This is a genomic window from Ruegeria sp. AD5, assembly GCF_056542345.1.
In genome coordinates this window covers 1,324,831-1,349,248 of sequence record NZ_JBQFZR010000001.1, presented here as the reverse complement: position 1 = coordinate 1,349,248, position 24,418 = coordinate 1,324,831, and the positions used below count along the sequence as shown (strand labels likewise).

Genomic DNA, 24,418 nt, shown 5'->3' with positions numbered 1-24,418 from the left:
ATACCAAGGCCCTTTCCACTAAAAGGCCCAGTGCGTTTCACGTCCCTGCGGTGCCATGGAAGTTCTCTGCTTCCGCGTTTGCAGCGCGAAGCATGAAGGCGTGTTCCGAAGCGACGAAGATCATGGTCACCCCATAGTCGCGCAGCTTGAGTCCGGCTTCTGCGCTGGCTGCAAAGGTCATCAGCGTCTTGCCATGTGCTTTGGCTGCATCGCCCGAGCGTCGCATTGCATCAAGAACCTGTGGGTCGGACTGATCAGTCACGCCGTAGCACACCGCAAGATCCGCAGGTCCTACAAAAATCCCGTCGATGCCCTCGGTCGCGGCGATATCATCAACTTCTGCGACGCCTTCTGGTTCTTCGATTTGGGCAATGATAATCGTCTCCTCTTCGCTTTGCTTGAGGACATCAGCCATGGATCGGGTCGCAAACCCTGCCCACCGGGTTGATCCGGCATAGCCGCGACCACCATGGCCAAAACGGCCCTCGCGCGCAATGCGACGGGCCTTTTCGGCGCTGTCGACATGCGGCACAACAATACCTGTCGCGCCACTGTCGAGCGCCTTGAGAATTTCGTCCGCCGACCCAGTCGGCACCCGCACCAACGTCGGCAACCCCAGAGCCCGGGCGACGGCGAGGCAAACATCCAACCGACCCCGGTCAAAGGGTGCGTGTTCTGCATCCAGGCACAAGAAGTCCAGTTTTGACTTGGCAATTATCTCGACCAGTTCATGGGCTGGTGTCTTGAGAAACGTTCCGACGAGAGGCTCGCCAGAAAGCATGCGTTGTTTGAAATTCATGGGAAAGTCCTGACGGTTTTGTTTGGGCGGCACATGGCAATTGGCAGCCAAGCGGTTTGGAAACATCGGCCATAGCGTAGAGCATTGAAGTTGGCAGGGCCAGACTATCGAACAGTCGTTATTGCGTTTTCGCCCGAAACGCTGTTCTTGTCGGGACTTGCCGTTAGTGTTGGCAGGCGCAACTCTGAAAAGGTGTTCTCATGGTATTCGATATCCGTTCCAAACGCTTCACAGATCTGGTGCACTCTGACGCTCAACTGGAAGAAATCGCTAGCGGTCTGGGGTTTACCGAAGGGCCAATATGGCACCCCGAAGAGCATTGGCTGGTTTTCTCGGACATTCAGGAGAGCCATCAATACAAGTGGAGCGAGGGTGAGGGAGTCCGCGTTTTTCGCACCCCATCCAACCAAGCAAACGGAAATTGCTTCGACAAAAGCGGGGCAGTGATCTCTTGCGAGCACGCCAGTTCGCATTTGGTACGCCATGATCACGGCGGCAAGCGGGTTACTTCGATCGCCACGCATTTTGATGGCAAAGAACTCAACAGCCCCAACGATGTTATCTGCGACTCGCACGGTCGGATTTGGTTCACTGATCCCAGTTTTGGTCGTATCCGAGAGGATCTTGGCATTCTGAGAGAGCAGGAACTGCCGGTGCAAGGCGTGTTCCGGCTGGATCCCGACGGCACGTTACACCTTGTCGCGGATGATTTTCAGCAACCCAACGGGTTGTGTTTGTCAGCTGACGAAACAAGGCTGTTTGTCAATGACAGTTGGGGTGGCCATATCCGCGTCTTTGATGTCGCCACTGATGGCTCACTGACCGGTGGGGTGGTCTGGGCCGATGTTGTTGGCGATGGGGAAGGGGTACCGGACGGTATGAAGTGCACCCGCGACGGCCAGATTTTGTGCAATGGTCCCGGCGGTGTACATCTGTTTGATGCCCAAGCGCACTGCCTTGGTGTCATTCTGACGCCGCAGAAATCTACCAACTTCTGCTTTGGTGGGGCCGGGTTCAGCATGCTGTACATCACTGCCTGCACGTCCGTTTACCGTATTCCGACCAACATGACGGGTCTGGCCATGATCTAAAGGCCCACTCGCGCCATGCGGTCCAGAATATCGACACCCTGTTGCTTCCAGAAATGAAGCAGATCGATGAAAATCCAGTTCTCGGCCAGTTTATCACCTTTGCGACGATAAATGTCTATCACCCGGAACTCACCGGCTTTGTCAGTGGCAGGCATCCCCATGAACCCGCCGGTTGGTCGAGCGGTAAAGTTCGGCCAGCCAAAAAAGCCGCCATAGTGACCCTCAGCCATGCGGCAGATATGGTTGGTTTTTGACCGGTCGGCAAACCCAGCACGGAACGGGCCAGCGTGTTGTTTGGCGTAACGTTCGATTGTGTAGGTTGCACCGATACCGGAGGGCCCCCACCAGATCATGTCTTCGCACCATGTGCGGCGCAACTCATCTTCAAGGCTGAGCCCGCTGTCCCACCGCCCAAGATCGGAGATCATCGCGTTGATAGCGGCCAATGTCTTTTGGCCGTCTTCGGCGGGTTGAGGCGTGAACATCAGGCCGTCATGGGTCATGGGCCCGGGCTGGACAAGTTGTGCGGCGGTCTGCGGCGGGAAGGGCTGCAACCCGGCCTGCATCATGAAATGCGGGATGTCGAAATACATCGCGGTTTCGACAATCTTACCTTTCTCAATCCTGTTGAACTCGCAATAGCGCAGCAAGGCCATTTTTCCGGTTGGCGCAATGCCCAGCCAGTCCTTGTCGAACAGCCCCATGAGATGGCCCATCGAAACAACCCAGACTGAATTGAACCCGTCGATTTCATTTTGACCAGCCATGAACACGTCCATCCGACGCTGCAAGTTAGTTAGGCTGTGATTCAGCGGCTGCCAGAATTTTTGCGCCACGTTGCTAGCGCCACGCAGCTCGTTGAACGGGTGAAAGCCGCGCCACAGGAGGTCCTCGTCGCAATACTCAGCGATCACATCAGAGTGGGCTGATTCCTCTTCATCGCTCAGAGCTTTGTAGAAGTTCAGGACAATTTCTTTCTCGGCTTCGTAAGACATATCTTTTACTTTCAATGCTTTGCCCGGAGGGAAGCGTCAGTCTTTAGCAAGATTGCGGGCGCTTTTGCATTCGCTTGCAAAAAATACTTGCCAGATGTTCCTTTGGATGTCTATGCTTTTGCAAACGTATGCACTCAGGTGCAACTGGGAGGACAGTATGGCCGAGATTCAACTGCGCAATGTTGGAAAACGTTGGGGTTCGTTTGTTGGAGTGGACAATTTCGACCTGACAATATCCGACAAGGAATTTCTGGTGCTTCTCGGCCCGTCGGGTTGTGGCAAGACCACGACGATGCGCATGATCGCAGGTTTGGAAGACGCAAGCGAGGGTGATATTCTGATCGACGGTACCCGCGTCAACGATATGGAGCCCAAAGACCGCGACGTCGCGATGGTGTTCCAGTCTTACGCTTTGTATCCGAACATGAATGTCTACGAGAACATTCGTTTCCCGCTGAGGGTACGTGGCATCGACGCTTCCACCCATGACGAAAAAGTGCGCCGAGCGTCGGCGATGGTAGAGTTGGACGACTTTCTGCATCGCAAGCCGGCAGAGCTGTCAGGTGGGCAACGTCAGCGGGTGGCGCTGGCGCGTGCGATTGTACGCGAGCCCAACGTGTTCCTGATGGATGAGCCGTTGTCCAACCTTGACGCAAAACTGCGCGTTTCGACTCGCGCGCAGATCAAGAACCTCAGCCATGAACTAGCCGTGACTACGATTTATGTGACACATGACCAGATCGAGGCGATGACACTGGCCGATCGCGTGGTGATCATGAAGCAGGGTGTTGTCCAACAGGTTGGCTCTCCGACGGCGATCTACGACGAGCCTGCGAACACGTTTGTCGCCAGCTTTATCGGCAACCCGGCGATGAACCTGGTTGATGGCGATGTTCAGGGCGGTGTGTTCCGCGCGCAGAATACCGAAGTGCATGGTCTGAATGCTCCGGATGGCCCAATAACTTTGGGTTTCCGCGCCGAGGACGCCAGTGTCGTAGAAAGCGGGGGCGAGATTAACGCGCCCATCTATACGCAGGAATTGCTGGGCGACAGCACCATGGTCTCGGTTCGGATCGGCGGAGCGCTGGTCTCGGTCAAGGCCGACAAAACCTATCGTGCAGAAATCGACGATCAGGTGTCGATTCATATCCATACCGATCACTGCCACCTATTCGATGCGCAAACCGGCGCACGCCTTGAGATCTGAGAGACGAAAACCAATCCCGCAATGACGGGACAATCTCGGGTGCAGGCTTCGAAGATGCACCCAATCACCTAGGGAGGAATCAAAAATGTTTCTAAAGAAAATCGCATTGGCCGGGTCACTGACCGCCTTTGCTGCGAGCGCGGGTTATGCCTGCGAGATCACGGATCGGGTCAACATCGTCGGCAACGAATTTGCCGCCATTCAGGCTGTGGCCGCTGCCGCAAAGGAATGCACGGGCGCATCTGTTGAATCCAACCTGACATCCGAACACCAAACCATCAACGTGGCCGGTCTGTCGGGCAATCCGTCGGAATACACCTCAGCCATCATCGCCAACAGCTCGATTGTGGCGTTGATGAATGAAGACGTTATCCGACCGCTCAATGACCTGGTCGAAAAACATGGTCAGAACCTGCAGCCGGGACAGTTGATCAAGATCGGCGATGACATCATGGCCATCGCCTTCATGGCCAACGCTCAGCACCTGATGTACCGCAAGGACGTTCTGGAACAGGCAGGCGTCGAAGTGCCAACCACGTATGAAGAACTGCTCGAGGCGGCCGAAGCCATTCGCGCGCAGGGCATAATGCAAAACCCGGTTGGTGGTGCTTACGCTGCGGGATGGAATCTGGCGCAGGAATTCAACAACATGTTCCTTGGCTATGGAGGTACTCATTTCAAGCCCGGCAGCGCAGAGCCCAACGTCAATACCGAGGCCGGTGTCAAAGCGCTGAACATGATGAAGGCTTTGTCCGAGTATATGAACCCCGACTTTCTGACCCATGATTCCAATGCCACCAACGCGGAATACCGCGCGGGCAATGTGGCGATCATGAATATGTGGGGGTCACGGGCGTCACAGCAGACCACAACCGAAGGTGTCTTGCAGGAAGTAATCGATGGCCATGCAATTGCGGCGCCGCTGACCGTGGGTGGCGGCACGACTCCGGCCTCGACCCTTTGGTGGGACGGATGGACCGTCGGCAAGAACATCTCGGATGAAGAGGCTGAGGCGACTTTTGTCGCGATGACGCATGGCGTCCGCCCCGAAATGTTGAACGATGAAACCACGCCGCTGGCAGTCTGGTTGATCGAAGGGTACGAACCTGCAGACGACGCGCAGGGTGTATTTGACGCTGCCAAAATGGGCACGACGCCTTATCCGATGCTGCCCTACATGGGTTTGATGCACAGTGCACTTGGCAATGAACTTGCCGATTTCATGCAGGGCAAGGAAAGCGCTGAACAGGCGCTGGCCGATGTCGAGGCCGCCTATCGCGCCGCGGCAATCGAACAGGGCTTCCTACAGTAAAACGCCCCTCGCGGGTGCCCAATTCGGGCACCCGCCCAATCAAGCCGACACGGGAATTGCGACATGCGCCATAAGACATTCCTTTGGTTTTTCCTGCCCACAGGACTTGCAATGCTGCTGTTCATTGCAATGCCCATCGTCTCGGTGGTGATCCAATCCATTTATGCCCCACACCCGGCGGTTCTGGTGGAAGTCGAAAACTGTACTCCGCTTGTCGGGTGCACAACCGAGACCACCATCGATCAGGAAGCCACCGCAGCGCTTCGTGCCGAACAACCATTGGGCAGATTTGTCGGGCTGGATATCTACTTTGATCGCGGCCACCTGGCGATACAGGAGGTTGGCGAAATCTGGGCGGCGAGTGACACGTGGGGTGACCTTTTCTCAGAGGTCGGAAACTTGCCCTTCTATCGGGCCATGGCCTTTACGCTGACCTTCACATTCATTGTGACACCCCTCACGATCATTCTGGGGCTGGTGATTGCGCTGGCGGTCAACTCACTGCACCGGCACCTCAAGGGTTTGATGATCTTCTTCTCGCTCTTGCCCATGATTGTGACACCGCTGATCGGCTCGCTCATTCTGTTTTGGATGATTGACAGTCGTGGCGTCATCGGCAACGCCCTTGTAAACTTGGCCGGAGATCCGGATTTCAGTCTAAAGGCTTCGACCGGGCTGATGTGGGTGGCGCTGATGGTTTATGGCGTCTGGAGCTCGGCCCCCTTTGCCTTCGTGGTGTTCTACGCCGGTTTGCAAACTTTACCCAAAGATCAGATCGAGGCTGCCCAGATCGATGGGGCAACCCGCTGGCAACAGGTTAAATTCGTGGTTGTTCCCCATCTCATGCCCCTGGTTACGTTTGTTGCGCTGATCCAGTTGATGGATAATTTCAAGGTGTTTGAACCGATTATTGGCTTCAGCGCCGGTGCCCATGCGCAATCGCTCAGCACTTTCATCTTCAACGACCTCGGCGGTGAAACGCGACAGCTGTCCTCTGCGGCCGCTACGTCTGTGATCACGATTATCGGGGTCGCCATTCTGTTGTCGCCCGTGCTTGTCCGCACCTGGCGTGACTTCAAAGGAGCAAGATAACATGGCCAGTCGTGCGCAAAGAATGCCCAAAAGCCTTCGGATTGCTTCGTCGCTTTTTGTGATCCTTTGGTTCATCCTGGCCGCTTTCCCGTTCCTCTGGACGGTTTGGGGGTCGTTCAAGGTAGAGCTGGATTTCTTCTCGATCGCCGATTGGACCAACGCCTTAACCGGCGCGCGGACCGAGGCAGTTTATGGCTCACCCTTTACCACCACCGGTTACGAAGGGGCTTGGATTCAGGAAGAATTTTGGCGGAATGTTCTGAATACGGGGATCGTTTGCGTCTTTGTGGTCGCCATCTCGCTGACCATCGGAACGCTGGGGGGCTATGCGCTTTCGCGGTCGAGCTATAACTACACATTCTGGCTTTTGATCACGGCGCTGATCTTCCGCGCGATGCCGCCGATCACGTTGGTTTCGGGTTATCTGTTGCCCTTCTTTGAATGGAATATCTGGGGGATACTTCCGACGACAATTATCGTACTTGTCGCGATCAACCAGCCGTTCACCCTGTGGATGCTACACGCCTTCTTCAAGAACATCCCCAGCGAGCTTGACGAAAGCGCAAAGGTCGACGGCTGCAACCAGTTTCAGGCCTTCCGCCGCGTGATCATTCCGGTGATGTGGCCGGGTGTGATCACCACGGGGCTGTTCTCGTTTCTTCTGGCCTATAACGACTTTGCCGTTGGGGCGATGCTGTTGTCAGAAAGCAACCGCACAATGGTTCCAGCCATCGCCGCGTTCCTTGGTACAACGCAAACCGAGGGCAACGTAATGTTCGCCGTTGCGGCCGTGGTTTCTGCGACGGTTCCGCTGTTCATCTTGGTGATGTTCTTCCAGCGTCAGATTGTGGGCGGTTTGACCGCCGGGGCTGTGAAAGGCTGACGCTGATGGGACGCACGCATCCTCAGTCCGTATTTGCCCATGCGCACGCAGTCAGCCTGAATATGGCTGCGTGCCGGGCAAGGCGACCAGGGCGAATTCCTTTTGCTTTGATGCGCGCAGGGCCTTGCGGGGCGTTTCTCCGCAGACGCCTTGAACAGATCCTATAGAGACAAAGTTAATGGAACGCCTCGACCGTAAACCCTTTCTGAATTTCACCGCCGCGCAACGCCATCCAGGCAATTTCCGGCCAGCCTATGAGGGATTCTTCGCCCCCGGTGCACATGTCAACGTGGTGCATCCTTTCAACGAGGTCGCGGGTGGCCTCGGGCTGCACGATCACGTCATCGCCCCGCTCGCAGCCTCCTTCGATGGGCTTTTTCGGCGCGATGATATCGTCATGGCCGGTGTATTTGAAGGACAGGGCTGGATCAGCGCCACCGGCTATTTCGTCGGTCGGTTCTCGCGCGACTGGCTTGGTATCCGCGCCACAGGTGAGCTTGCCTATCTGCGCTTCGGCGAGTTCCACCGCATGCAGGATGGCAAGGCGGTGGAGAGCTATATCTTCTTCGATATCCCAGAACTGATGCTGGCTGCAGGGCAATGGCCGATCACCGATAGCCCGGGCAAGACCCGTGGCTTCACCGGGATGATTCAGGGTCCAGCAAGCCATGATGGCATCTTGACCACGCCGCAAGACCCAGTCGAGGGGGCCAAGAGCTATTGTATGGTCACAGAAATGCTGGCCAAGCTTGCCACCAAGAACGAGGCCTGGCGCCCGTTCTGGCATGACAACATGGTCTGGTACGGCCCCGGCGCCTTCGGTTCTTTCGTCGGGCTCGAGAGTTTTGCAAGCTTCCAGGTGCCTTTCGAGGCCACCTTCGAAGGTTGGTCCGGAGGTAGTGCGGGAAATGGCATGACTGCGCATTTCACCCGCTTCGGCGAAGGCAATTACGTATGCTCGGGTGGCTGGCCTTCCTTGACTGGTGTCCAGGTGAAACCCTTCCTCGACCAGCCCGCAAGCGGAAAACGCGTCTTCATGCGGGTCTGCGACTGGTGGCGTCGAGAGGACGATCTGTTGGTCGAAAACTGGGTTTTCGTCGACATCCCGCATGTGTTGTTGCAGCTGGGATATGACCTTTTTGCCGACATCGCCGAGCAAGCCGCATGAGCAGCTCTGCAAGACATAACGCCGTTGGCCGCCACCCGGCGCTCAACCGGATGCCGAGGGATTTTCTGTCAGCTGATTGAGCTACCCGATGAAGACAGAATTTCTATTGGCACCAATACAAGGATGAGAAAGATGAAGGGTTCCCGCCCGGAACAGGCCGTGCTGACACGTGATACGGACCTCGACAAAACAGAAGACACCCGCCGTGTGATTGAAACCATGGTGGATGGTCTGAACGATCACCGCATAGATGACATCGGCGAATTCTTCTCGGAAGGCTTCCGCTGGATGGGCAATCAGGGCTGTGGCACAAAAACTGGCCTGAAACAGTTTCAGGACAATTGGCAACGCCCGTTTCAGGCGGCTTTTTCGGACAAGACCTGCATCGACGAAGCGCGCCTTTACATGGGCGAATGGGCGGCTGCGTTTGGCCGACAGGAAGCAACCCATTCGGGTGAGTTCCTGGGGATCGCCCCCACCGGAAAGCGGGTCGAGATCCGATATATGGATTTCTGGAAAGTGGTCGAAGGCAAGATCGTCGACAATTGGGTGAATGTGGATTTCGCGCATGTAGCGGCACAGCTGGGTGTCGATCTGTTTAACGGCGAAGGCTGGGAAGCATTTGACCGGGGTGAGAAGTCTCCGCCCCGGCCTGAAACTAAGGATTAGGACAATGACAATCGAGTATCTGAAACGTGGTAAGTCCGATGCTGACCGAGCCGAGGATGACGCCAAAACACGCGCTGTCGTCGAAGCGACACTGAAAGACATCGAAACACATGGCGATGCTGCGGTACGCGAGCTAAGCGAGAAGTTCGATAACTATTCGCCAGCATCGTTTCGGTTGTCTCAAGACCAGATCGACGACCTGATCAATCAGCTAACAGATCGAGAGCTGGCGGACATCAAATTCGCGCAGGAGCAAGTGCGCAACTTTGCACAAGCTCAGCGCGATTCGATGCTGGATATCGAAGTTGAGACTCTGCCGGGCGTCATTTTGGGCCACAAGAACATCCCCGTTCAATCGGTGGGCTGTTATGTGCCCGGCGGCAAATTCCCGATGGTGGCCTCGGCGCATATGTCGGTGGCGACGGCCTCGGTGGCGGGCGTGCCGCGCATCATCGCCTGCACCCCTCCGTTTCAGGGCAAACCCAATGCAGCGGTGATCGCCGCCATGTATTTGGGTGGGGCGCATGAGATTTACGTGATGGGCGGCATTCAGGCTATCGGCGCCATGGCGTTGGGAACCGAGACGATTGATCCGGTTCATATGCTTGTCGGTCCGGGCAACGCGTTTGTCGCAGAAGCCAAGCGACAGCTTTTCGGCCGCGTCGGTATCGACCTGTTCGCCGGCCCGACCGAGACCATGGTAATCGCAGATGAGACCGCCGCTGATGCCGAGCTATGCGCGACCGATCTTCTGGGTCAGGCCGAACATGGTTATAACAGCCCCTGCGTTTTGCTGACCAACTCGCGCAAACTGGCCGAGGACACGATGGCCGAGGTCGACCGGCTGCTGGGCATTCTGCCGACAGCGGGCACTGCAAAAGTGTCGTGGGAGGAATATGGCGAAGTGATCGTCTGCGATACGTATGACGAGATGCTGCAGGTCGCCGATGACATTGCATCTGAACATGTGCAGGTCATGACCGATCGCGACGACTGGTTCCTTGAGAACATGACTTGTTATGGCGCATTGTTCCTTGGACCGCGTACCAATGTCTCGAACGGTGATAAGGTTATTGGCACCAATCACACGCTACCTACCAAAAAAGCTGGCCGCTATACTGGTGGTCTATGGGTGGGTAAATATCTGAAAACACATAGCTATCAAAAGGTTCTGACTGATGAGGCGGCAACCTTGATCGGCGAATATGGCTCGCGCCTATGTATGCTCGAAGGTTTTGTGGGGCACGCCGAGCAATGTAACGTCCGCGTACGGCGTTACGGCGGCATCAATGTCCCCTACGGCGCGCCTGCACCTTACAGGGACGCCGCAGAATGAGTGACAGGCATACTGAGCACAAGACCCTGATCGCACAGGTCAGGGCTGCGATGTATGACTTTACCGAAGCCGGTGTCCGGCAGGCGTTGGATAAGATTTGTTCTCCCGACGCTGTGTTCCATCTGGGCTATCCGTTTGACGACACCAAAGGGAGTAATGCTTATTACGATTGTTGCTATCGCGATCTTCTGACCGCATGGCCCGATCTTGAGCGCCGCGATTATATCGTCATGGCTGGACCTGATGAATTCGGGGCCGATTGGGTTGGATGCGGCGGGTACTATACCGGCACTTTCGCGGGGCCATGGCTGGAGATTCCGCCGACAGGCCATCAGGTCACCATGCGGTTTCACGAGTTTTACCGGATCGAAAAAGGCAAAGTCGCCGAGGTGCAGGCGCTTTGGGATATCCCCGAAGTGATGATGCAAGCGCAGGCCTGGCCCATGGCACCCGGTTTGGGGCGGGAATGGCATGTTCCGGGACCCGCGACGCAGGACGGGCTGGTGCCCGGCCCGTATGACGAGGCCAAGGGCAAAGAGACTTGCCAGCACATTGTCGACATGCTGAATCATCTGACCAAACATCCCGCAGAAGGTGGTCCGGAGGTGATGGAGATGGAGCGGTTCTGGCATCCTCGGATGAACTGGTACGGCCCCTCGGGGATCGGCACAGGGCGGGGTATTGCGGGGTTCCGTAATTGGCATCAGATTCCATTCCTCAACGCAATGCCGGATCGCGGGCAGGAGGTAGATAACATCACCTGTCATTTCTTTGGCGACGGTGACTATGCGGCTGTTACGGGTTGGCCCAACATGATCCAGACTGTCACCAATGATGGCTGGATGGGGATCGCACCGTCGGGCAAGAAGATCACGCTGCGCAGCCTCGATTTCTGGCGGCTTGAAAATGGCAAGACTCGCGAGAACTGGGTTTTAGTTGATCTGCTGGATACCTATCGCCAGCTAGGTGTTGACGTCTTTGCCCGTTTGCGAGAGTTCAACAAGGCGCGCGTTCCGGGCCGCATTCCATTTCCGGTTGGCGAGGTCTGATATGTCCCAATTTCCCAGCACCCCAAGTTTCAATCTTAACGGCAAACGCGCATTGGTCGCGGGCGCGTCGTCCGGTATCGGCATGGCCTGTGCCGTAGCACTGGCAGAGCATGGTGCCGAAGTGACACTGGCGGCGCGGCGCAAGGATGCGTTGCAGAATCTGGCAACAGAGATGACCGCTCGGGGATGGTTGGCGAATATACTTGAACTGGATGTTTCTGACGTTGCAGGCACTGCTGATGCGGTGGCGCAAAACGGGCCATTTGATATCCTGCTGAACTCGGCCGGTCTGGCCCGACACAGCAGGGCCGTGGACACGCGGCCCGATGATTTTGATGCGGTAATGGATGTCAATGTCCGGGGGGCCTATTTTCTGACCCAAGCGGTGGCAAAAGGATTGTTGGAAGCTGGGCGCCCCGGATCGCTGATGAACATCTCCAGCCAGATGGGCCATGTGGGCGGGCGGGAAAGGGCGGTCTATTGCGCGTCAAAATTCGCAGTCGAAGGCTTTTCCAAGGCGATGGCGCTGGAGTTCGGTCCTGCAAAAATTCGGGTCAACACGATCTGCCCAACCTTTATTCTGACCGATTTGACCAGGTCGACTTTTGATGACCCGGACAAGCGCGCATGGATATTGGACAAGATCAAGTTGGGCCGCCCGGGCGAGATCGAAGACATCATGGGGGCAGTGGTTTATCTTGCCTCGGATGCATCGGCTTTGGTGACGGGCACCGCGTTGATGATAGACGGAGGTTGGACAGCAGACTGATGGCGGCGCAAAAAGTTACATCCATGGAGGTCGCCCGCCTCGCCGGGGTCAGCCAGTCTGCCGTTAGCCGTGTGTTCACTCCGGGGGCGTCAGCCTCGAAGAAAACGATTGAAAAGGTGCGTCAGGCCGCCAAGCAACTGGGCTATCGGCCGAACGTCCTTGCGCGTGCCGTAGTGTCCGGCAAAAGCCGGATCATTGGGCTTGTTGTGGCGTATCTGAATAATCAGTTTTATCCTGAAGCACTGGAAAGGTTGACGAATACGCTGCAGGAGCGCGGCTACCATGTGATGATATTCATGGCGTCGAACCAAGCCGAAAACGTCGATAGCGTAGTCGAGGAATTGCTCGACTTTCAAGTCGACGGCATAATCGCGGCATCGGTGGCCCTGTCGTCGACCTTGTATGAACGTTGTCGGACCGTGGGTGTACCGATGGTGTTGTTCAATCGGGCACAGGATGACCTCACTATGTCATCGGTTACATCCGACAATGTCGCCGGTGGCCGAAAGGCAGCCGAGTTTCTGCTGGCTGGCGGTCATGAGAAGATCGGATATATCGCCGGGTGGGAGGGCGCTTCGACCCAGCGCGATCGTGAAGCGGGGTTCGTAGCGGCCCTGCAAGAGGCGGGTGTCAAACTGCACGCCCGTGGAGCCGGAAACTTCATCGCAGAACAGGCGCGTGAGGCAACGCTACGCATGTTCGCGTCCGATCCACCGGACGCTGTGTTCGTGGCCAATGATCACATGGCGATCTCTGTGATGGACACGCTGCGGTTCGAGTTGGGCCTGCAAATTCCGGCCGACGTCTCGGTTCTGGGATATGACGATGTCGCCGTTGCCTCTTGGCCAGCCTACAATCTGACAACTATTCGTCAGCCTGCCAATCGGATGGTTGCCGAAACCGTCGATATTCTACTTAGCAAGATCGAAAATCCCGCTGCTGCCCCGCGCCGCACCGAGATTGACGGACCTTTGATCGTTCGCGGCTCCGCCCGCATACCTGAAGGATGGAAGACATGAAGGGATTTGATCCCAAATTCAAAGATTTCCCGGATTATATCATCGGCATCACCAAAGAGATTTGGGAAGACCGTGGCATTGCGACTCTGCATCAATATTACAGCCCAGACATCGTCGTCCGCTCGCCCGGTTCGGTTGTGTTGGGTAACCAGAATGTCATTGGTGCAACAATGGCCACGTTGGCCGAGTTCCCCGACCGTCAGCTGCTGGGCGAGGATGTGATCTGGTCGGGCACCCCGGAAGAAGGCATGCTGAGCTCGCATCGTATCCTGTCGACCGCCACGCATCGGGGCAATGGTGTCTATGGCAAAGCCACCGGAACACGCTTGCGATACCGAATTCTGGCCGACTGCCACGCCATCGACAACATGATCGATGACGAATGGCTGATCCGAGATCAGGGTGCGATTGTCCGGCAAATGGGCTGGGATCCCAAGGAATATGCCGCCGATCTGATAGCGCGTGAAGGTGGGGTCGAGGCCAGTGTGAAGCCTCTGTCACCCAAGAACGACATCGAAGGCCCCTACAAGGGGTACGGCAATGACAATGAATGGGGACACCGCCACGCGGATCTGCTGACACGGATAATGAATGCAGATATGGGCGCGATAGAACGAGAGTATGACCGAGGCGTGCAGACCGAATATCCCGGCGGTGTCACGGGCCATGGCTGGGATTCGGCTGATCGGTTCTGGATGTCTTTGCGTGCAGCCATGCCAAGCGCAACCTTCACCATCCATCATCAGATCGGGCGCGATGATCCGAATATGCCACCCCGCTCGGCCCTGCGCTGGAGCTTGCATGGCAAGCATGACGGTTGGGGCGTGTTCGGCAAACCCACAGGCGCTGAGTTGTATGTGTTGGGGATCAGCCATGCCGAATGGGGCGAGTTGGTTGGAGGCAACATCAGGCTGCGACGCGAATGGACCTTGTTCGATGAAACCGCAGTCTGGAAACAGCTTCTGTTGGAAACCGGGGATCTCTGATGCCTCAAACGCGCGTCGCATTGGATGCCAGTGAAGGAACTCGGCGGTACCACGGCCACCGGGCGTCCTTGCGGGCGCGGCGGCTGAATAATCGCCCTCCGGGTGCATGAGGATCGAGACCTCTTGTACCAATTCAATGAACGGAGACCATTATGAGCACGATCCAACAACGCATTGTCCGCTACGGCGAACTGCAGCCTTGTAAAACCGCATTTATTGACGCGCACACGCCCGGTTCGGACCAGAAGGAAAACTTTACCATCGTAGGCGGTGGCGTATCCGAAAGCCCCGATCAGCATGTCCACATCACCGACAAAATCGGCTTCAATATTGGCGCGGCGGGGCAACCTCCGAAATGCCGGAATTCGCTGCACAGCCACACCACGGCCGAGGTGTTCTTTGTCGCCAAAGGACGTTGGCGGTTCTTCTGGGGTCGCTATGGCACTGCGGGTGAGTTTATTGCCGAGGAAGGTGACATATTTAACATTCCAACTGGCATCTTTCGCGGTTTCGAAAATGTCGGGCAGGATTATGGGATGATCATGTCGATCCTGGGCGGCGATGATGCGGGTGGCGGTGTCACCTGGGCACCACAGGTGATCGAAGACGCGCAGGCGCATGGGCTGATGCTGGGCGACAATGGCGTGCTGTATGACAGCAAGAAGGGTCAGGAACTGCCCCACAACGTGCGCCCCATGCCGCTGCTGACCGAAGAAGAGCTTAAGAGCTATCCGGAAGTTCCGGTCGAAAATGTTATCGGCAAATATGTGGCACGCTATTGGGATCTGATGGCGCTTTCCGCTAACAAGCCAGCCAAAGTGATTGGCGAAGATGCCCTGATCAAGGATAAGCCGGGGTTTGAGGTCGATTTCCTCGGACGCGGCTCTTGTTTGAACGAACCCGTCGCGGCGCATATGCCCGTCGTCCTCATGCCTGCGAGTGGTCATTGGCGGATTACAGTCGATGGCTATGAAACAACTTTGTCCGCAGGCGATACAGCGCTGGTTCTGTCAGGTGAAAGCTACAGTATCGTGCCCTCAATGACCGGAGAGGCCGGTCTGTATCGTATCATGGCAACTGACGATCCCGCCGGTGCTACCTGGACCGGAGCATAAAGGCAAAGTTGCGCGCTCCGATCTTTTTCGGGGCGCGCAGTATGTGACCCGTGCTTCACTTTGGATTCGGCACAGGGAAGTAATTGAATTGGAGATGACAAGATGACCCGAATTTCAACCACCCATGTGGGAAGTCTGCCGCGTAGTCAGGAAGTCGTCGATTTCATCTTCGCGCGTGAGCGGGAGGAACCGTTCGATCAGACAGATTTTGATGCCTGCATGACGAACGCGGTGTCCGAGACCGTAGGCAAACAGGCTGCAGCGGGGATCGATATTGTATCGGATGGCGAGACTTCGAAAATCTCTTACGCGACCTACGTCAAGGACCGCTACACCGGGTTTGCAGGCGACAGCCCGCGCAACGCTCCGGCTGATCTGAAGATGTTTCCGGGCTTTCTTCAACGTTTGGCGAATGATGGCGGAACTCCGCAATACGCGCGGCCCATGTGCGTAGGCGATGTGCGCTCGAAAGGGCAGGGAGAGTTGCAGAAGGATATCGACAACCTCAAAAGAGCCATGGTTGAGCACGGGATTGAGCGCGGATTTATGAATGCTGCCAGCCCGGGTGTGATCTCTCTTTTTCTGCAGAACGACTATTACCCGACGCGCGAGGCGTATCTGGCCGCGCTGGCCGATGCGATGAAATCCGAATATGAAACCATCGTCGCGGCGGGCCTGGATCTTCAATTGGATTGTCCCGATCTTGCCCTGTCGCGCCATATGCTGTTCACCGACCTTTCTGACGAGGAATTTGTCAGTATTGCCGAAATGCATGTCGAAGCGCTGAACCATGCATTGCAGGATGTGCCCGCCGACAAGGTTCGGATTCACATCTGCTGGGGCAATTACGAAGGTCCGCATTGCTGCGATATCGGAATGGACAAGGTGTTCTCGACTTTGATGTCAACCAAGTCGCGCTATGTGCTGTTTGAAACCTCGAACCCGCGCCATGCACATGAATGGACGGTGTTCCGCGACCGCAAGTCCGAGATACCGGATGACAAGGTACTTGTGCCGGGTGTGGTCGATACCACCACAAACTTTGTCGAACACCCCGAACTGGTCGTGCAACGCCTTGAGCGGTTCGTGAACATCGTGGGAGCGGAGCGGGTGATTGGCGGATCGGATTGCGGTTTTGGCACTTTTGCGGGGTTTGGCGCTGTCGATCCTGATATCGCCTATGCCAAACTGGGCGCGCTGGCCGAAGGGGCTGCTCTGGTCAAATGACACCACTTGTCTTTTTGCCGGGCATGATGTGCGATGCTCGGCTATTCTCGCCGCAAATTGGTGCATTGTCTGGCAGATATCCGATATTTGTCGCCCCCATTGGTGCGCATGATACGATGCAGGCTTTGGCCGCCGAGGTTATAAGTCATGCGCCCGACCGGTTCGCATTGGCCGGTCTTTCCATGGGAGGCATTGTTGCGATGGAAATACTGCGGCAAGCACCGGGGCGTGTAGCGGGGATGGCGTTGATGGACACCAACCCGCTGGCAGAGGTGGATCAGGTCAAGGCGAGGCGTGAGCCCCAGATTGAGGCGGTTAAAAACGGTCGGCTACGCGATGTGATGGCCGAGGAAATGAAGCCCAACTATCTGACCGATGGCCCTGATCGACAGGCAATTCTGGACCTATGCATGGATATGGCTATGGCCTTGGGGCCGGAGATTTTTGTTAATCAATCCAAGGCCCTACGAGATCGCCCGGATCAAAGTCACACATTGCGCGCTTTCAAGGGATCTGCGCTGGTCCTTTGCGGCCGTCATGACGCGTTATGCCCAGTCGAACGCCACGAATTGATGCATGACCTGTTGCCGCAAAGCCGGTTGGAAGTCATCGAACGCGCGGGGCATTTGCCAACTCTGGAACAACCGCGGCAAACCGCGGCGGCGCTGCTGCGCTGGCTGGAGACAATCGAAACAATCTAAGCCGGATTTCCGCAAGGCCGTAGATAGCTCTGGCGGAAACTGACTACGATATTACTCTGTCGGACTTGGAGCCTCTTTCGTAGCGTGGATGCAGCAGTAACGTTTAAGGGTTTCAGAAGCACCCAAATCTGGTTCAGAGCCTGCTGTCGCGATCAAAACTGCACTTAAGTCGGGGCACACGCGATACACCAAATACAAAGCCTGCTACCAAGTCTCTGACGAAGATTGCTTTGTTGCACGCAGCCACCTGCGGAAGGTGGCGGAAGTTGGAGGAATTTGCTGTTTGGAGTGACAAATTATTCAATCGTCCGGAATGCCCCGGTGGATGATTGTCTGGTTTAGCCATGAGTGGCGATTGCGGTCGCCGCGTACCAGACAGTTTGATCGTTCTCTGCAACATTGACAGCTTCGAATAGCAAATGTTGTTATCGTAACGACAGGCATCGTCCCGAGGAGAAGAGCTATGCAAGACGTCGCGGATCAATCCGCTGGCTATGATGAGCACATTCTGATTTGTGACGATGACATCGAGTTTGCTCAGGGTGTTTGTGCATTTCTGACTGACAAAGGGTACAAAATCGAACACGCGCAAGATGTACCCGCTGCGCGGTTGATGATGGCTGATGAAACCTACAGCTTGTTTCTGCTGGACCTCGTGATGCCAGGAACTAGTGGTAAGGTGTTATGTCACGAGATCGCTTCGCGCATAGATGCCGGGATCATCATGATCAGTTCGATTGATGACGACGCCGAGCGGATTTCCCTGCTGGAACTGGGCGCGGATGATTACATCATTAAACCATTCAACGAGTTGGAACTCCTCGCGCGCGTGCGTGCTGTGCTGCGCAGGCGTGCTGGTGGAACGCAGGGAAAATCCCGGGTTACCCGGTTTGGAGAATGGGAGCTTGTTGAAAACGAGCGGCATCTCAAAAGCGAGGATGGTCGCCTCATCACCCTCACCTCAAGTGAAGTGCGCGTCATGCGGTTTTTTGCTGAAAATCCGGACGTGTTGTGCACCCGAGAAGACCTTCTTGCCGTCGCTCGAACGCGGCAGCATGGCGGAGCAGGGGACAGGAGCGTTGATGCTCTGATCAAACGGTTGCGGTCGAAGATCGAGAACGATCCATCAAATCCGGAATATATTCGAACGGTCTGGGGGCAGGGTTACATCTTTCGTCCAGGCTGAACTCCGGAATCAAGCGGCAAAAGCACATTAGCCCTAAGGCCCCCGCTAGGGCGGTTTTCAAGCGTAACAGTGCCCCCCTGATCGACAACGATCGCCCGGACAATAGCAAGGCCGAGGCCTGTGCCGGGTTCGGTGGCTCCAAGTCTCTGGAAAGGCTCAAACGCTGTTTCAAGTTGTTCGGCTGGGATACCTGGTCCTTCATCGTCTATGTGAATTGCGGCCATATCATTCGAGGTGGTCAAAGAGACACTTGTTCGGCCCCCGTATTTGACCGCATTTTCCAACAAGTTTCTAAGAACCCGGGTTAGCGCGTTGTATCTTCCTTTGACCACCGCAGATTGTTCGATGGTGCAGGTCACATCGCGACCCGCCTCAACCTGCTCGTCTACCAACGCCTCAACCAGTGAGCGCAAATCCAGGCGTGCAAGCTCTCCATCGTGATGCGTTTCGCGGTTGAGGTTGGTGACGGAGTTTACAATATCGCTGATGGTTTCCAACCGCTTGAGCAGTTGCTCTTTGGGTGCTGTTGGTTCCAATTTCTGGATCGCATCGTGCATCCGTGCAATCGGTCCCTTCAGGTCATGCCCGAGGCTACGAAGCAGGGTTGTCTTGTACTCAAGCGCCAGAACAATCCGGGCTTCCATGCGATTGAACGCAATAATTGTGTGGCGGATATCAATGGCACCCGCCTCGACGAGTGGGCCGACTTCTTCACCCCGGCCGATCAACTCGGCATTGACGGCCATCGCGCTCAGCGGTCGCATCACTTTCTGAATAAGAAACGCAAGTGCGCAAAGCAGGGTAAGCGCGACCAGACTGTCGATTGAGCCAACGATGACCAAAGGTACAATGTTTTTGTTTTTCATGAGCAAATAGCAGTTCAGCCATTCGTCATCATCCTTGAGCCGGACCGAAAAAACGCTCACCAGAAACGCGTCAACGCTTTCTGCATCGATAGGTTCGCCCGAGTGGCTCTTGAACAGTTGCAACAGCGCGCTTTGGTCGTGTTTGGCGTCAACGACCGTGTCTGCCACGGACAGTTCCGCGACGGCGATCCCACGGTGTTCCAGCCGCGCCGTCAGCCAGTTAGCCAGATTCGGGCGGTCGCGGCCATTGGCCAAAGTGGTTGCTGCATCCTGCGTGCCGACCCTGACACTCCATTCTGCAGGAAAGAAACCAAGCGCTGCTTCGGAGCGGCTGTCAGGGGGCACGCGGGCCAGGGTTGAAACCACCTGCGCAAGAAAGGCATCGCCCCTGTTTCGGATCTCTTCAGCGCGAGAGTTTCGGATCTGGACCACGTCGGTGACTACCGAGAACACGCCGACAATCGTCCAGCTGATAAGCACGATGCTCATAACTTGTGTTCGAAGTGTCAGATCATTCCAGCGCATTGCGCGTAAGCTCCCTGTCCCATCCCCCTCACTTGGGACGCTAGTTCAAATACCGCCGCATTCCCAAGCGGAAATTGCAACCACCATGCCGCTGATGACGCAAAGGGGTTTCACCCACCGGTACCGCATTTCGGGGCACTCGGTTTCGCCAGCTCGGTAAACAACCGGCCAAATTCGTCAATTGAATCAAAGTGTGACAAGCCCTTGGGGCATCGGCGGCTGGTCTCCAAGTATCACCCACAGAGTTTTTATTGGGAGCCAGCTATGTCAAAGCATTCATCCGTTCATCCACAACTTGCCAGCGCCCGGCGCGCGCTGAGGGGCAATCTGATTGCCACCGGCGTTTTCAGCGGTGTTGTGAACCTATTGATGCTGACAGGGCCGATTTTCATGCTTCAGATCTATGATCGCGTGATGTCTAGCCAAAGCGTGAATACGCTTGTCGCGCTCAGCACACTTGTCGCCGGTCTGTACTTGTTCATGGCCTTGATTGACGGCGCGCGGACCCGTGTGCTGGTTGCCATGGGGCATCGCTTTGAACAAAGGCTCGCCCGCACAGCGTTTGATTGCACTTTGTCCGAGCCGTCGCGCAACCGTCCGGGTGGCAACCCTGCGGCGGCAATTCAAGATGTCGAAAAAATTCGCGGTTTCCTGTCGGGTCAGGGTGCCGGAGCTTTGTTCGATCTGCCGTGGATCCCGGTCTATCTGGGATTGGTTTTTGCCATGCACATGTGGCTGGGTATGGTCGGTGTAATTGGCGCGCTGGCATTGGTTGCCATTGCCATCGTTACGGATATCAAGGTCCGCGCTGCCGCGTGCGTTCAGTCTGAGCATTCAGCCAAGCGCAATCGTCTGGCAGAAGCCGGCCGCCGGAATGCCGAAATGGTTCGCGCGATGGGGATGCAGTCCAATCTGGGCAAGACCTGGCAGGATGTGAACGATCTCCACCTTGGTGCGAGTGCTAAGGCGGCCACTACTGTCGGAGTGTCTGGTAGCTTTACCAAGGTGTTCCGCCTGGCACTTCAGTCCGCCGTTCTTGCGGTCGCCGCTTATCTTGCCATCCATGGACATATATCGGCTGGCTCAATCGTTGCGGCATCGGTCATCATGTCCCGTGGCTTGCAGCCTATCGAGACTCTGGTCGGTAGTTGGCGCAATCTGGTTGCTGCCCGGCAAGCATGGGCTCAGCTGAAGCAAACTCTTTCTGGTGACGAAGCTGTCCGTCGTATTTCCATGCCCAAGGCACAGAAGTCGCTGACCGTTGACGGCCTGATCGCTGCCCCTCCGATGGCCACTGCCGCTGTTCTCAAAGGTGTTGGTTTCGATATGAAAGCTGGCGAGGCACTGGCTGTGATTGGGACGACCGGCAGCGGAAAATCAACCTTGGCGCGCACACTTGTTGGTGCATGGTCGGCGGCCAAAGGCAGCATCAGTCTCGACGGTGTGCCGATCGACCAGTACCTGCCTGAGGAGCTTGGCCCCCAGATCGGCTTTCTGCCGCAGGATGTTGAGCTCTTTGACGGAACGATCGCCCAGAATATCGCGCGTTTTGATCCCGAGGCGACGGACGAGTTGGTGATTGCCGCCGCCAAGGCAGCGGGTGTTCACGAACTGATCGCTAGCTTCAAAGACGGCTATGCCACCTCGGTTGGCGAGCGTGGCGCGGCCTTGTCCGGTGGTCAGCGACAGCGTGTTGCCCTTGCACGAGCGCTTTATGGTGATCCATTTCTGGTGGTTCTGGACGAGCCCAACTCGAATCTGGATGCCGTGGGTGAGGCCGCACTGAACCATGCCATTCTCGCCGCCAAGGCACGCGGGGCGATTGTGATCGTCATCGCGCACCGGGCGAGCGTGCTGGGTTCAGTCGACAAGATTCTGATCATGGAAGACGGTCGCGCCGGAGATTTTGGTCCTCGAACAGAAGTGATGGAGCGGTTGCGTCAACGCAATCAGGCCGCCGCCGGAGCTGCACAGCCTGCCGCTGAACAGAAGACCGTCGAACAACCCCAACAAACAGAAATCGTTGCCGCCACGGGCTGACTCAGTCCCGCGCTGTAAACAGAATGAATGGAGGAAGTCATGAATACCAACAAGAATTCCAGCACGAACACCAAAGGGTTTAGGGATTGTTCTGCCCAATCCATCGGCTTTGGTCTGGTCGCAATTGCTGTGCTCGCCATAGGTTTCGGTGGTTGGGCGATGAAAGCCCCGATGTCCGGGGCGGTCGTGACGGCTGGTAGTGTGGTGGTCTCGTCCGACCTCAGAGCTGTGCAACATCCCGACGGAGGTATTGTCGGCGCCATTCACGTCAAAAACGGAGATAGGGTTGAGGCTGGCGATGTTGTTCTGACACTTGATGATCAGCTGTTGTCAGGCAGCCAAGCCTTGGTCGATGACAGGCTCGTGGCGCTTGAAGCGCAGTTAGTTCGTCTGACGGCCGAGCGCGATGGTCTGGACGATCTCGTACTGTCCGAGGAGCTTGCGGCCCGAAAAGACGAAGACAAAGTTGACCGCGCACTCGCAACGCAGCGCGCGGTGATGGAAGCACGTCGTCTGTCGCAGGATGGTGAGGTCGCGGCCTTGGAAGAGAAAATTGAACAGGCAGAGCAGGAAATTGTGGGCCTGGAGGCGCAGCGCGAAGCTTCCGAAGAAGAGATCAAACTGATCGACAGCGAATTGGAGGGTCTGACGCAGCTCTTTGAAAAGGGTTTAGTACCTGGTACCCGGGTGACGACTTTGCAGCGTCAAAGAAGCAGTCTTGTCGGTAATAGTGGCGGCCTGACCTCTCGGATCGCAGTCGCCCGTGGTCGTATCAGCGAGACGCGTATCCATATCCTGCAACTGGAAAAGACTTTCCGCGAGCAGGTGATGAACGAGATCTCCTCGCTGGAGGTCGAACTGGATGGCTTGAAAGAACGTCGGAGCGCGGCCGCGTTGCAGCTGGCGCGGGTTGACCTTCGGGCTCCGGCGGATGGCATCGTGCATGAATTGGGGGTGCATACAGTCGGCGGCGTAGTGTCTCCGGGCGAAACGCTGATGCAGATCGTGCCCGAGGATGACGGGTTGGTGGTGACCGCTAGTGTCATGCCACAGGACATCAACAATGTCGCCTTGGGCCAGGCTGCGAGCGTGATGATCGGGGCGTTCGATCAACATGTTGCCCCTCGGTTGGATGGGCACGTTGAGTTTGTCTCGGCTGATTTGAAAACAGATCAGATGACTGGCTTACCCTACTACGAGGCGCGGGTTGCACTAAGCGAGGAGGCTGTCGGACTTTTGTCTGACCGCCAGTTGAGCCTGCTGCCGGGTATGCCGGCTGACGTCTTCATCGAAACCGGCGAACGTACCTTGTTCCAGTACCTTCTTGATCCTCTCAGTAAACAAATCCGGACCACGTTCCGGGAGGTCTGATCGACCGCATGATGTGAGCTGCCCAATAGGAAGAAACAGCTAAAACCAGCGCCAGAAATGGCGCTGGTTTTTTCGATCCTGAAGGCGAGGAGGGGCGTTGGTGGTACCTGAGCGGGTGCTGGTTCACATCTTGGAGGCGCTCCTGTGTGAAAAGAGATGATGTTCGGCTTGGGAGCCTATTTTTGTCATACTTTGTAACAATTTAGCCCCCTTTTTCGCGTTGTAATGAAGGGGCCGGATAACCACCTTTTTGTTATACCCGAGGAGGAAGTTTCTAAGATTTTTTGGGTGCTAAACAAAGTGTGTAACAAGGAGAAATACAATGAAACATGTAACCACTACGAGCTTCGAGAAAGCCAACGACGATGTCATCGCCGTGCCCCCGATTCAGCCTTTTCCAAAGTGCGGAACCGAGGTGCCAAATGATGGTGAAGACCTGGTGGCTGTAAATCCGTTGCCGATTGATCCGCTGGTTGCCGATCCCATCGAAGATCTGGTTGCCGTGAACCCGCTGCCTTTTGGTGCGGTTCCTGCCGGTGAAGGTGACGACGTCACCGCAGTTTTCCCGATCATGCCTGACCCCCGGTGTGGTACCGAGGTTCCGCAGGATGGTGAAGACCTGATCGCAGTAGCCCCGCTGCCTTATGGAGCGGTTCCTGCTGGTGAAGGTGACGATGTGACCGCAGTTTCGCCGATCATGCCTGATCCCCGTTGCGGCACCGAAGTGCCTCAGGACGGTGAAGATCTGATTGCAGTGAATCCGCTGCCCTTTGATCCGATCGTTCTGGATCAGGGTGATGACGTCATCGCTGTACCCCCGATCCTGCCGCTGCCCAAATGCGGCACCGAAGTACCGGAGGATGAGTATGACCTGACGGAAATGGCGCCTCCGCCGCTGTGCGAGATCGTACCGACTGCAGGCGGCGAAGACATCTGCGGAACCCCCGTTCCGACCGACAGCTTCTTTTTCGATATGGTCGCCTAAGTGGGGCGAAAACTCAGCGATCATCTA

At 56.3% G+C, this 24,418-nt stretch carries 22 protein-coding genes; 19 read left to right on the top strand and 3 right to left on the bottom strand.

The window, feature by feature from the left end; all coding sequences use genetic code 11:
• Positions 1–37 precede the first annotated feature (37 nt).
• Positions 38–799 carry an HpcH/HpaI aldolase family protein gene (locus ACR0JG_RS06615; RefSeq protein ID WP_480568305.1) on the bottom strand — a complete coding sequence of 254 codons (762 nt, stop codon included), beginning with the start codon at positions 797–799 and terminating at the stop codon, positions 38–40.
• A gap of 200 nt (positions 800–999) precedes the next feature.
• Here ACR0JG_RS06615 and ACR0JG_RS06610 point away from each other — a divergent pair, with 200 nt between their 5' ends.
• The gene (locus tag ACR0JG_RS06610) at positions 1,000–1,890 is read left to right on the top strand and encodes an SMP-30/gluconolactonase/LRE family protein (RefSeq protein WP_480568302.1); all 891 of its coding nucleotides are present in this window, start codon (positions 1,000–1,002) and stop codon (positions 1,888–1,890) included.
• On the opposite strand, the gene ACR0JG_RS06605 is transcribed toward ACR0JG_RS06610, so the two are convergent.
• On the bottom strand, positions 1,887–2,885 hold the full coding sequence (locus tag ACR0JG_RS06605; protein WP_480569030.1) for an ester cyclase: 999 nt from the start codon (positions 2,883–2,885) through the stop codon (positions 1,887–1,889). The two genes, ACR0JG_RS06610 and ACR0JG_RS06605, sit on opposite strands and share 4 nt — an antisense overlap.
• A 157-nt stretch (positions 2,886–3,042) precedes the next feature.
• On the opposite strand from ACR0JG_RS06605, the gene ACR0JG_RS06600 reads away from it, so the two are divergent.
• The 15 genes from ACR0JG_RS06600 (at position 3,043) to ACR0JG_RS06530 (ending at position 18,604) form a co-directional block, all read left to right on the top strand.
• Entirely contained in the window at positions 3,043–4,092 is a 1,050-nt protein-coding gene (locus ACR0JG_RS06600; RefSeq protein WP_480568299.1) for an ABC transporter ATP-binding protein, read from the top strand.
• Between the two features lie 85 nt (positions 4,093–4,177).
• Complete coding sequence (locus ACR0JG_RS06595) at positions 4,178–5,404, top strand: extracellular solute-binding protein (protein ID WP_170394097.1); 1,227 nt, start codon at positions 4,178–4,180, stop codon at positions 5,402–5,404.
• A gap of 63 nt (positions 5,405–5,467) precedes the next feature.
• The gene (locus ACR0JG_RS06590) at positions 5,468–6,496 is read left to right on the top strand and encodes a carbohydrate ABC transporter permease (protein ID WP_170394095.1); all 1,029 of its coding nucleotides are present in this window, start codon (positions 5,468–5,470) and stop codon (positions 6,494–6,496) included.
• Between the two features lies 1 nt (position 6,497).
• Positions 6,498–7,379 carry a carbohydrate ABC transporter permease gene (locus ACR0JG_RS06585; protein WP_170394093.1) on the top strand — a complete coding sequence of 294 codons (882 nt, stop codon included), beginning with the start codon at positions 6,498–6,500 and terminating at the stop codon, positions 7,377–7,379.
• 178 nt (positions 7,380–7,557) lie between these two features.
• Positions 7,558–8,547, top strand: a complete 990-nt coding sequence (locus tag ACR0JG_RS06580) for a nuclear transport factor 2 family protein (protein ID WP_170663392.1) — start codon at positions 7,558–7,560, stop codon at positions 8,545–8,547.
• Positions 8,548–8,679: 132 nt separating this feature from the next.
• A complete protein-coding gene (locus ACR0JG_RS06575) occupies positions 8,680–9,216 on the top strand; it encodes an ester cyclase (protein ID WP_480568295.1) in 537 nt (178 codons plus the stop codon).
• Positions 9,217–9,220: 4 nt separating this feature from the next.
• The gene (hisD, locus tag ACR0JG_RS06570; RefSeq protein WP_480568292.1) at positions 9,221–10,552 is read left to right on the top strand and encodes a histidinol dehydrogenase; all 1,332 of its coding nucleotides are present in this window, start codon (positions 9,221–9,223) and stop codon (positions 10,550–10,552) included.
• Entirely contained in the window at positions 10,549–11,601 is a 1,053-nt protein-coding gene (locus ACR0JG_RS06565) for an ester cyclase (RefSeq protein WP_480568289.1), read from the top strand. The genes hisD and ACR0JG_RS06565 overlap by 4 nt, the downstream gene beginning before the upstream one ends.
• 1 nt (position 11,602) lies before the next feature.
• A complete protein-coding gene (locus ACR0JG_RS06560; RefSeq protein WP_480568286.1) occupies positions 11,603–12,370 on the top strand; it encodes an SDR family NAD(P)-dependent oxidoreductase in 768 nt (255 codons plus the stop codon).
• On the top strand, positions 12,370–13,389 hold the full coding sequence (locus ACR0JG_RS06555) for a LacI family DNA-binding transcriptional regulator (RefSeq protein ID WP_170465610.1): 1,020 nt from the start codon (positions 12,370–12,372) through the stop codon (positions 13,387–13,389). The genes ACR0JG_RS06560 and ACR0JG_RS06555 overlap by 1 nt, the downstream gene beginning before the upstream one ends.
• Entirely contained in the window at positions 13,386–14,375 is a 990-nt protein-coding gene (locus tag ACR0JG_RS06550; protein ID WP_480568283.1) for a nuclear transport factor 2 family protein, read from the top strand. Before ACR0JG_RS06555 ends, ACR0JG_RS06550 begins: the two co-directional genes overlap by 4 nt.
• Positions 14,376–14,527: 152 nt before the next feature.
• Positions 14,528–15,490 (top strand): cupin domain-containing protein, encoded by a 963-nt coding sequence (locus ACR0JG_RS06545; RefSeq protein ID WP_480568280.1) that lies wholly within the window; start codon positions 14,528–14,530, stop codon positions 15,488–15,490.
• A gap of 102 nt (positions 15,491–15,592) precedes the next feature.
• The gene (locus tag ACR0JG_RS06540; protein WP_170596434.1) at positions 15,593–16,717 is read left to right on the top strand and encodes a cobalamin-independent methionine synthase II family protein; all 1,125 of its coding nucleotides are present in this window, start codon (positions 15,593–15,595) and stop codon (positions 16,715–16,717) included.
• Complete coding sequence (locus ACR0JG_RS06535; RefSeq protein WP_480568277.1) at positions 16,714–17,418, top strand: alpha/beta fold hydrolase; 705 nt, start codon at positions 16,714–16,716, stop codon at positions 17,416–17,418. The genes ACR0JG_RS06540 and ACR0JG_RS06535 overlap by 4 nt, the downstream gene beginning before the upstream one ends.
• A 463-nt stretch (positions 17,419–17,881) precedes the next feature.
• Complete coding sequence (locus tag ACR0JG_RS06530) at positions 17,882–18,604, top strand: response regulator (protein ID WP_170561885.1); 723 nt, start codon at positions 17,882–17,884, stop codon at positions 18,602–18,604.
• Here ACR0JG_RS06530 and ACR0JG_RS06525 read toward each other — a convergent pair.
• Positions 18,583–19,959: a sensor histidine kinase gene (locus ACR0JG_RS06525; protein WP_480568274.1), complete on the bottom strand. Its 1,377-nt coding sequence runs from the start codon at positions 19,957–19,959 to the stop codon at positions 18,583–18,585. The two genes, ACR0JG_RS06530 and ACR0JG_RS06525, sit on opposite strands and share 22 nt — an antisense overlap.
• A gap of 300 nt (positions 19,960–20,259) precedes the next feature.
• On the opposite strand from ACR0JG_RS06525, the gene ACR0JG_RS06520 reads away from it, so the two are divergent.
• The 3 genes from ACR0JG_RS06520 to ACR0JG_RS06510 all read left to right on the top strand — a co-directional run bounded on the left by ACR0JG_RS06520 (position 20,260) and on the right by ACR0JG_RS06510 (position 24,391).
• A complete protein-coding gene (locus ACR0JG_RS06520; RefSeq protein WP_170635766.1) occupies positions 20,260–22,035 on the top strand; it encodes a type I secretion system permease/ATPase in 1,776 nt (591 codons plus the stop codon).
• A gap of 39 nt (positions 22,036–22,074) precedes the next feature.
• A complete protein-coding gene (locus tag ACR0JG_RS06515; protein ID WP_480568271.1) occupies positions 22,075–23,406 on the top strand; it encodes an HlyD family type I secretion periplasmic adaptor subunit in 1,332 nt (443 codons plus the stop codon).
• 322 nt (positions 23,407–23,728) lie between these two features.
• Positions 23,729–24,391 carry a hypothetical protein gene (locus ACR0JG_RS06510; protein ID WP_480568268.1) on the top strand — a complete coding sequence of 221 codons (663 nt, stop codon included), beginning with the start codon at positions 23,729–23,731 and terminating at the stop codon, positions 24,389–24,391.
• The last annotated feature ends 27 nt before the right edge of the window (positions 24,392–24,418 follow it).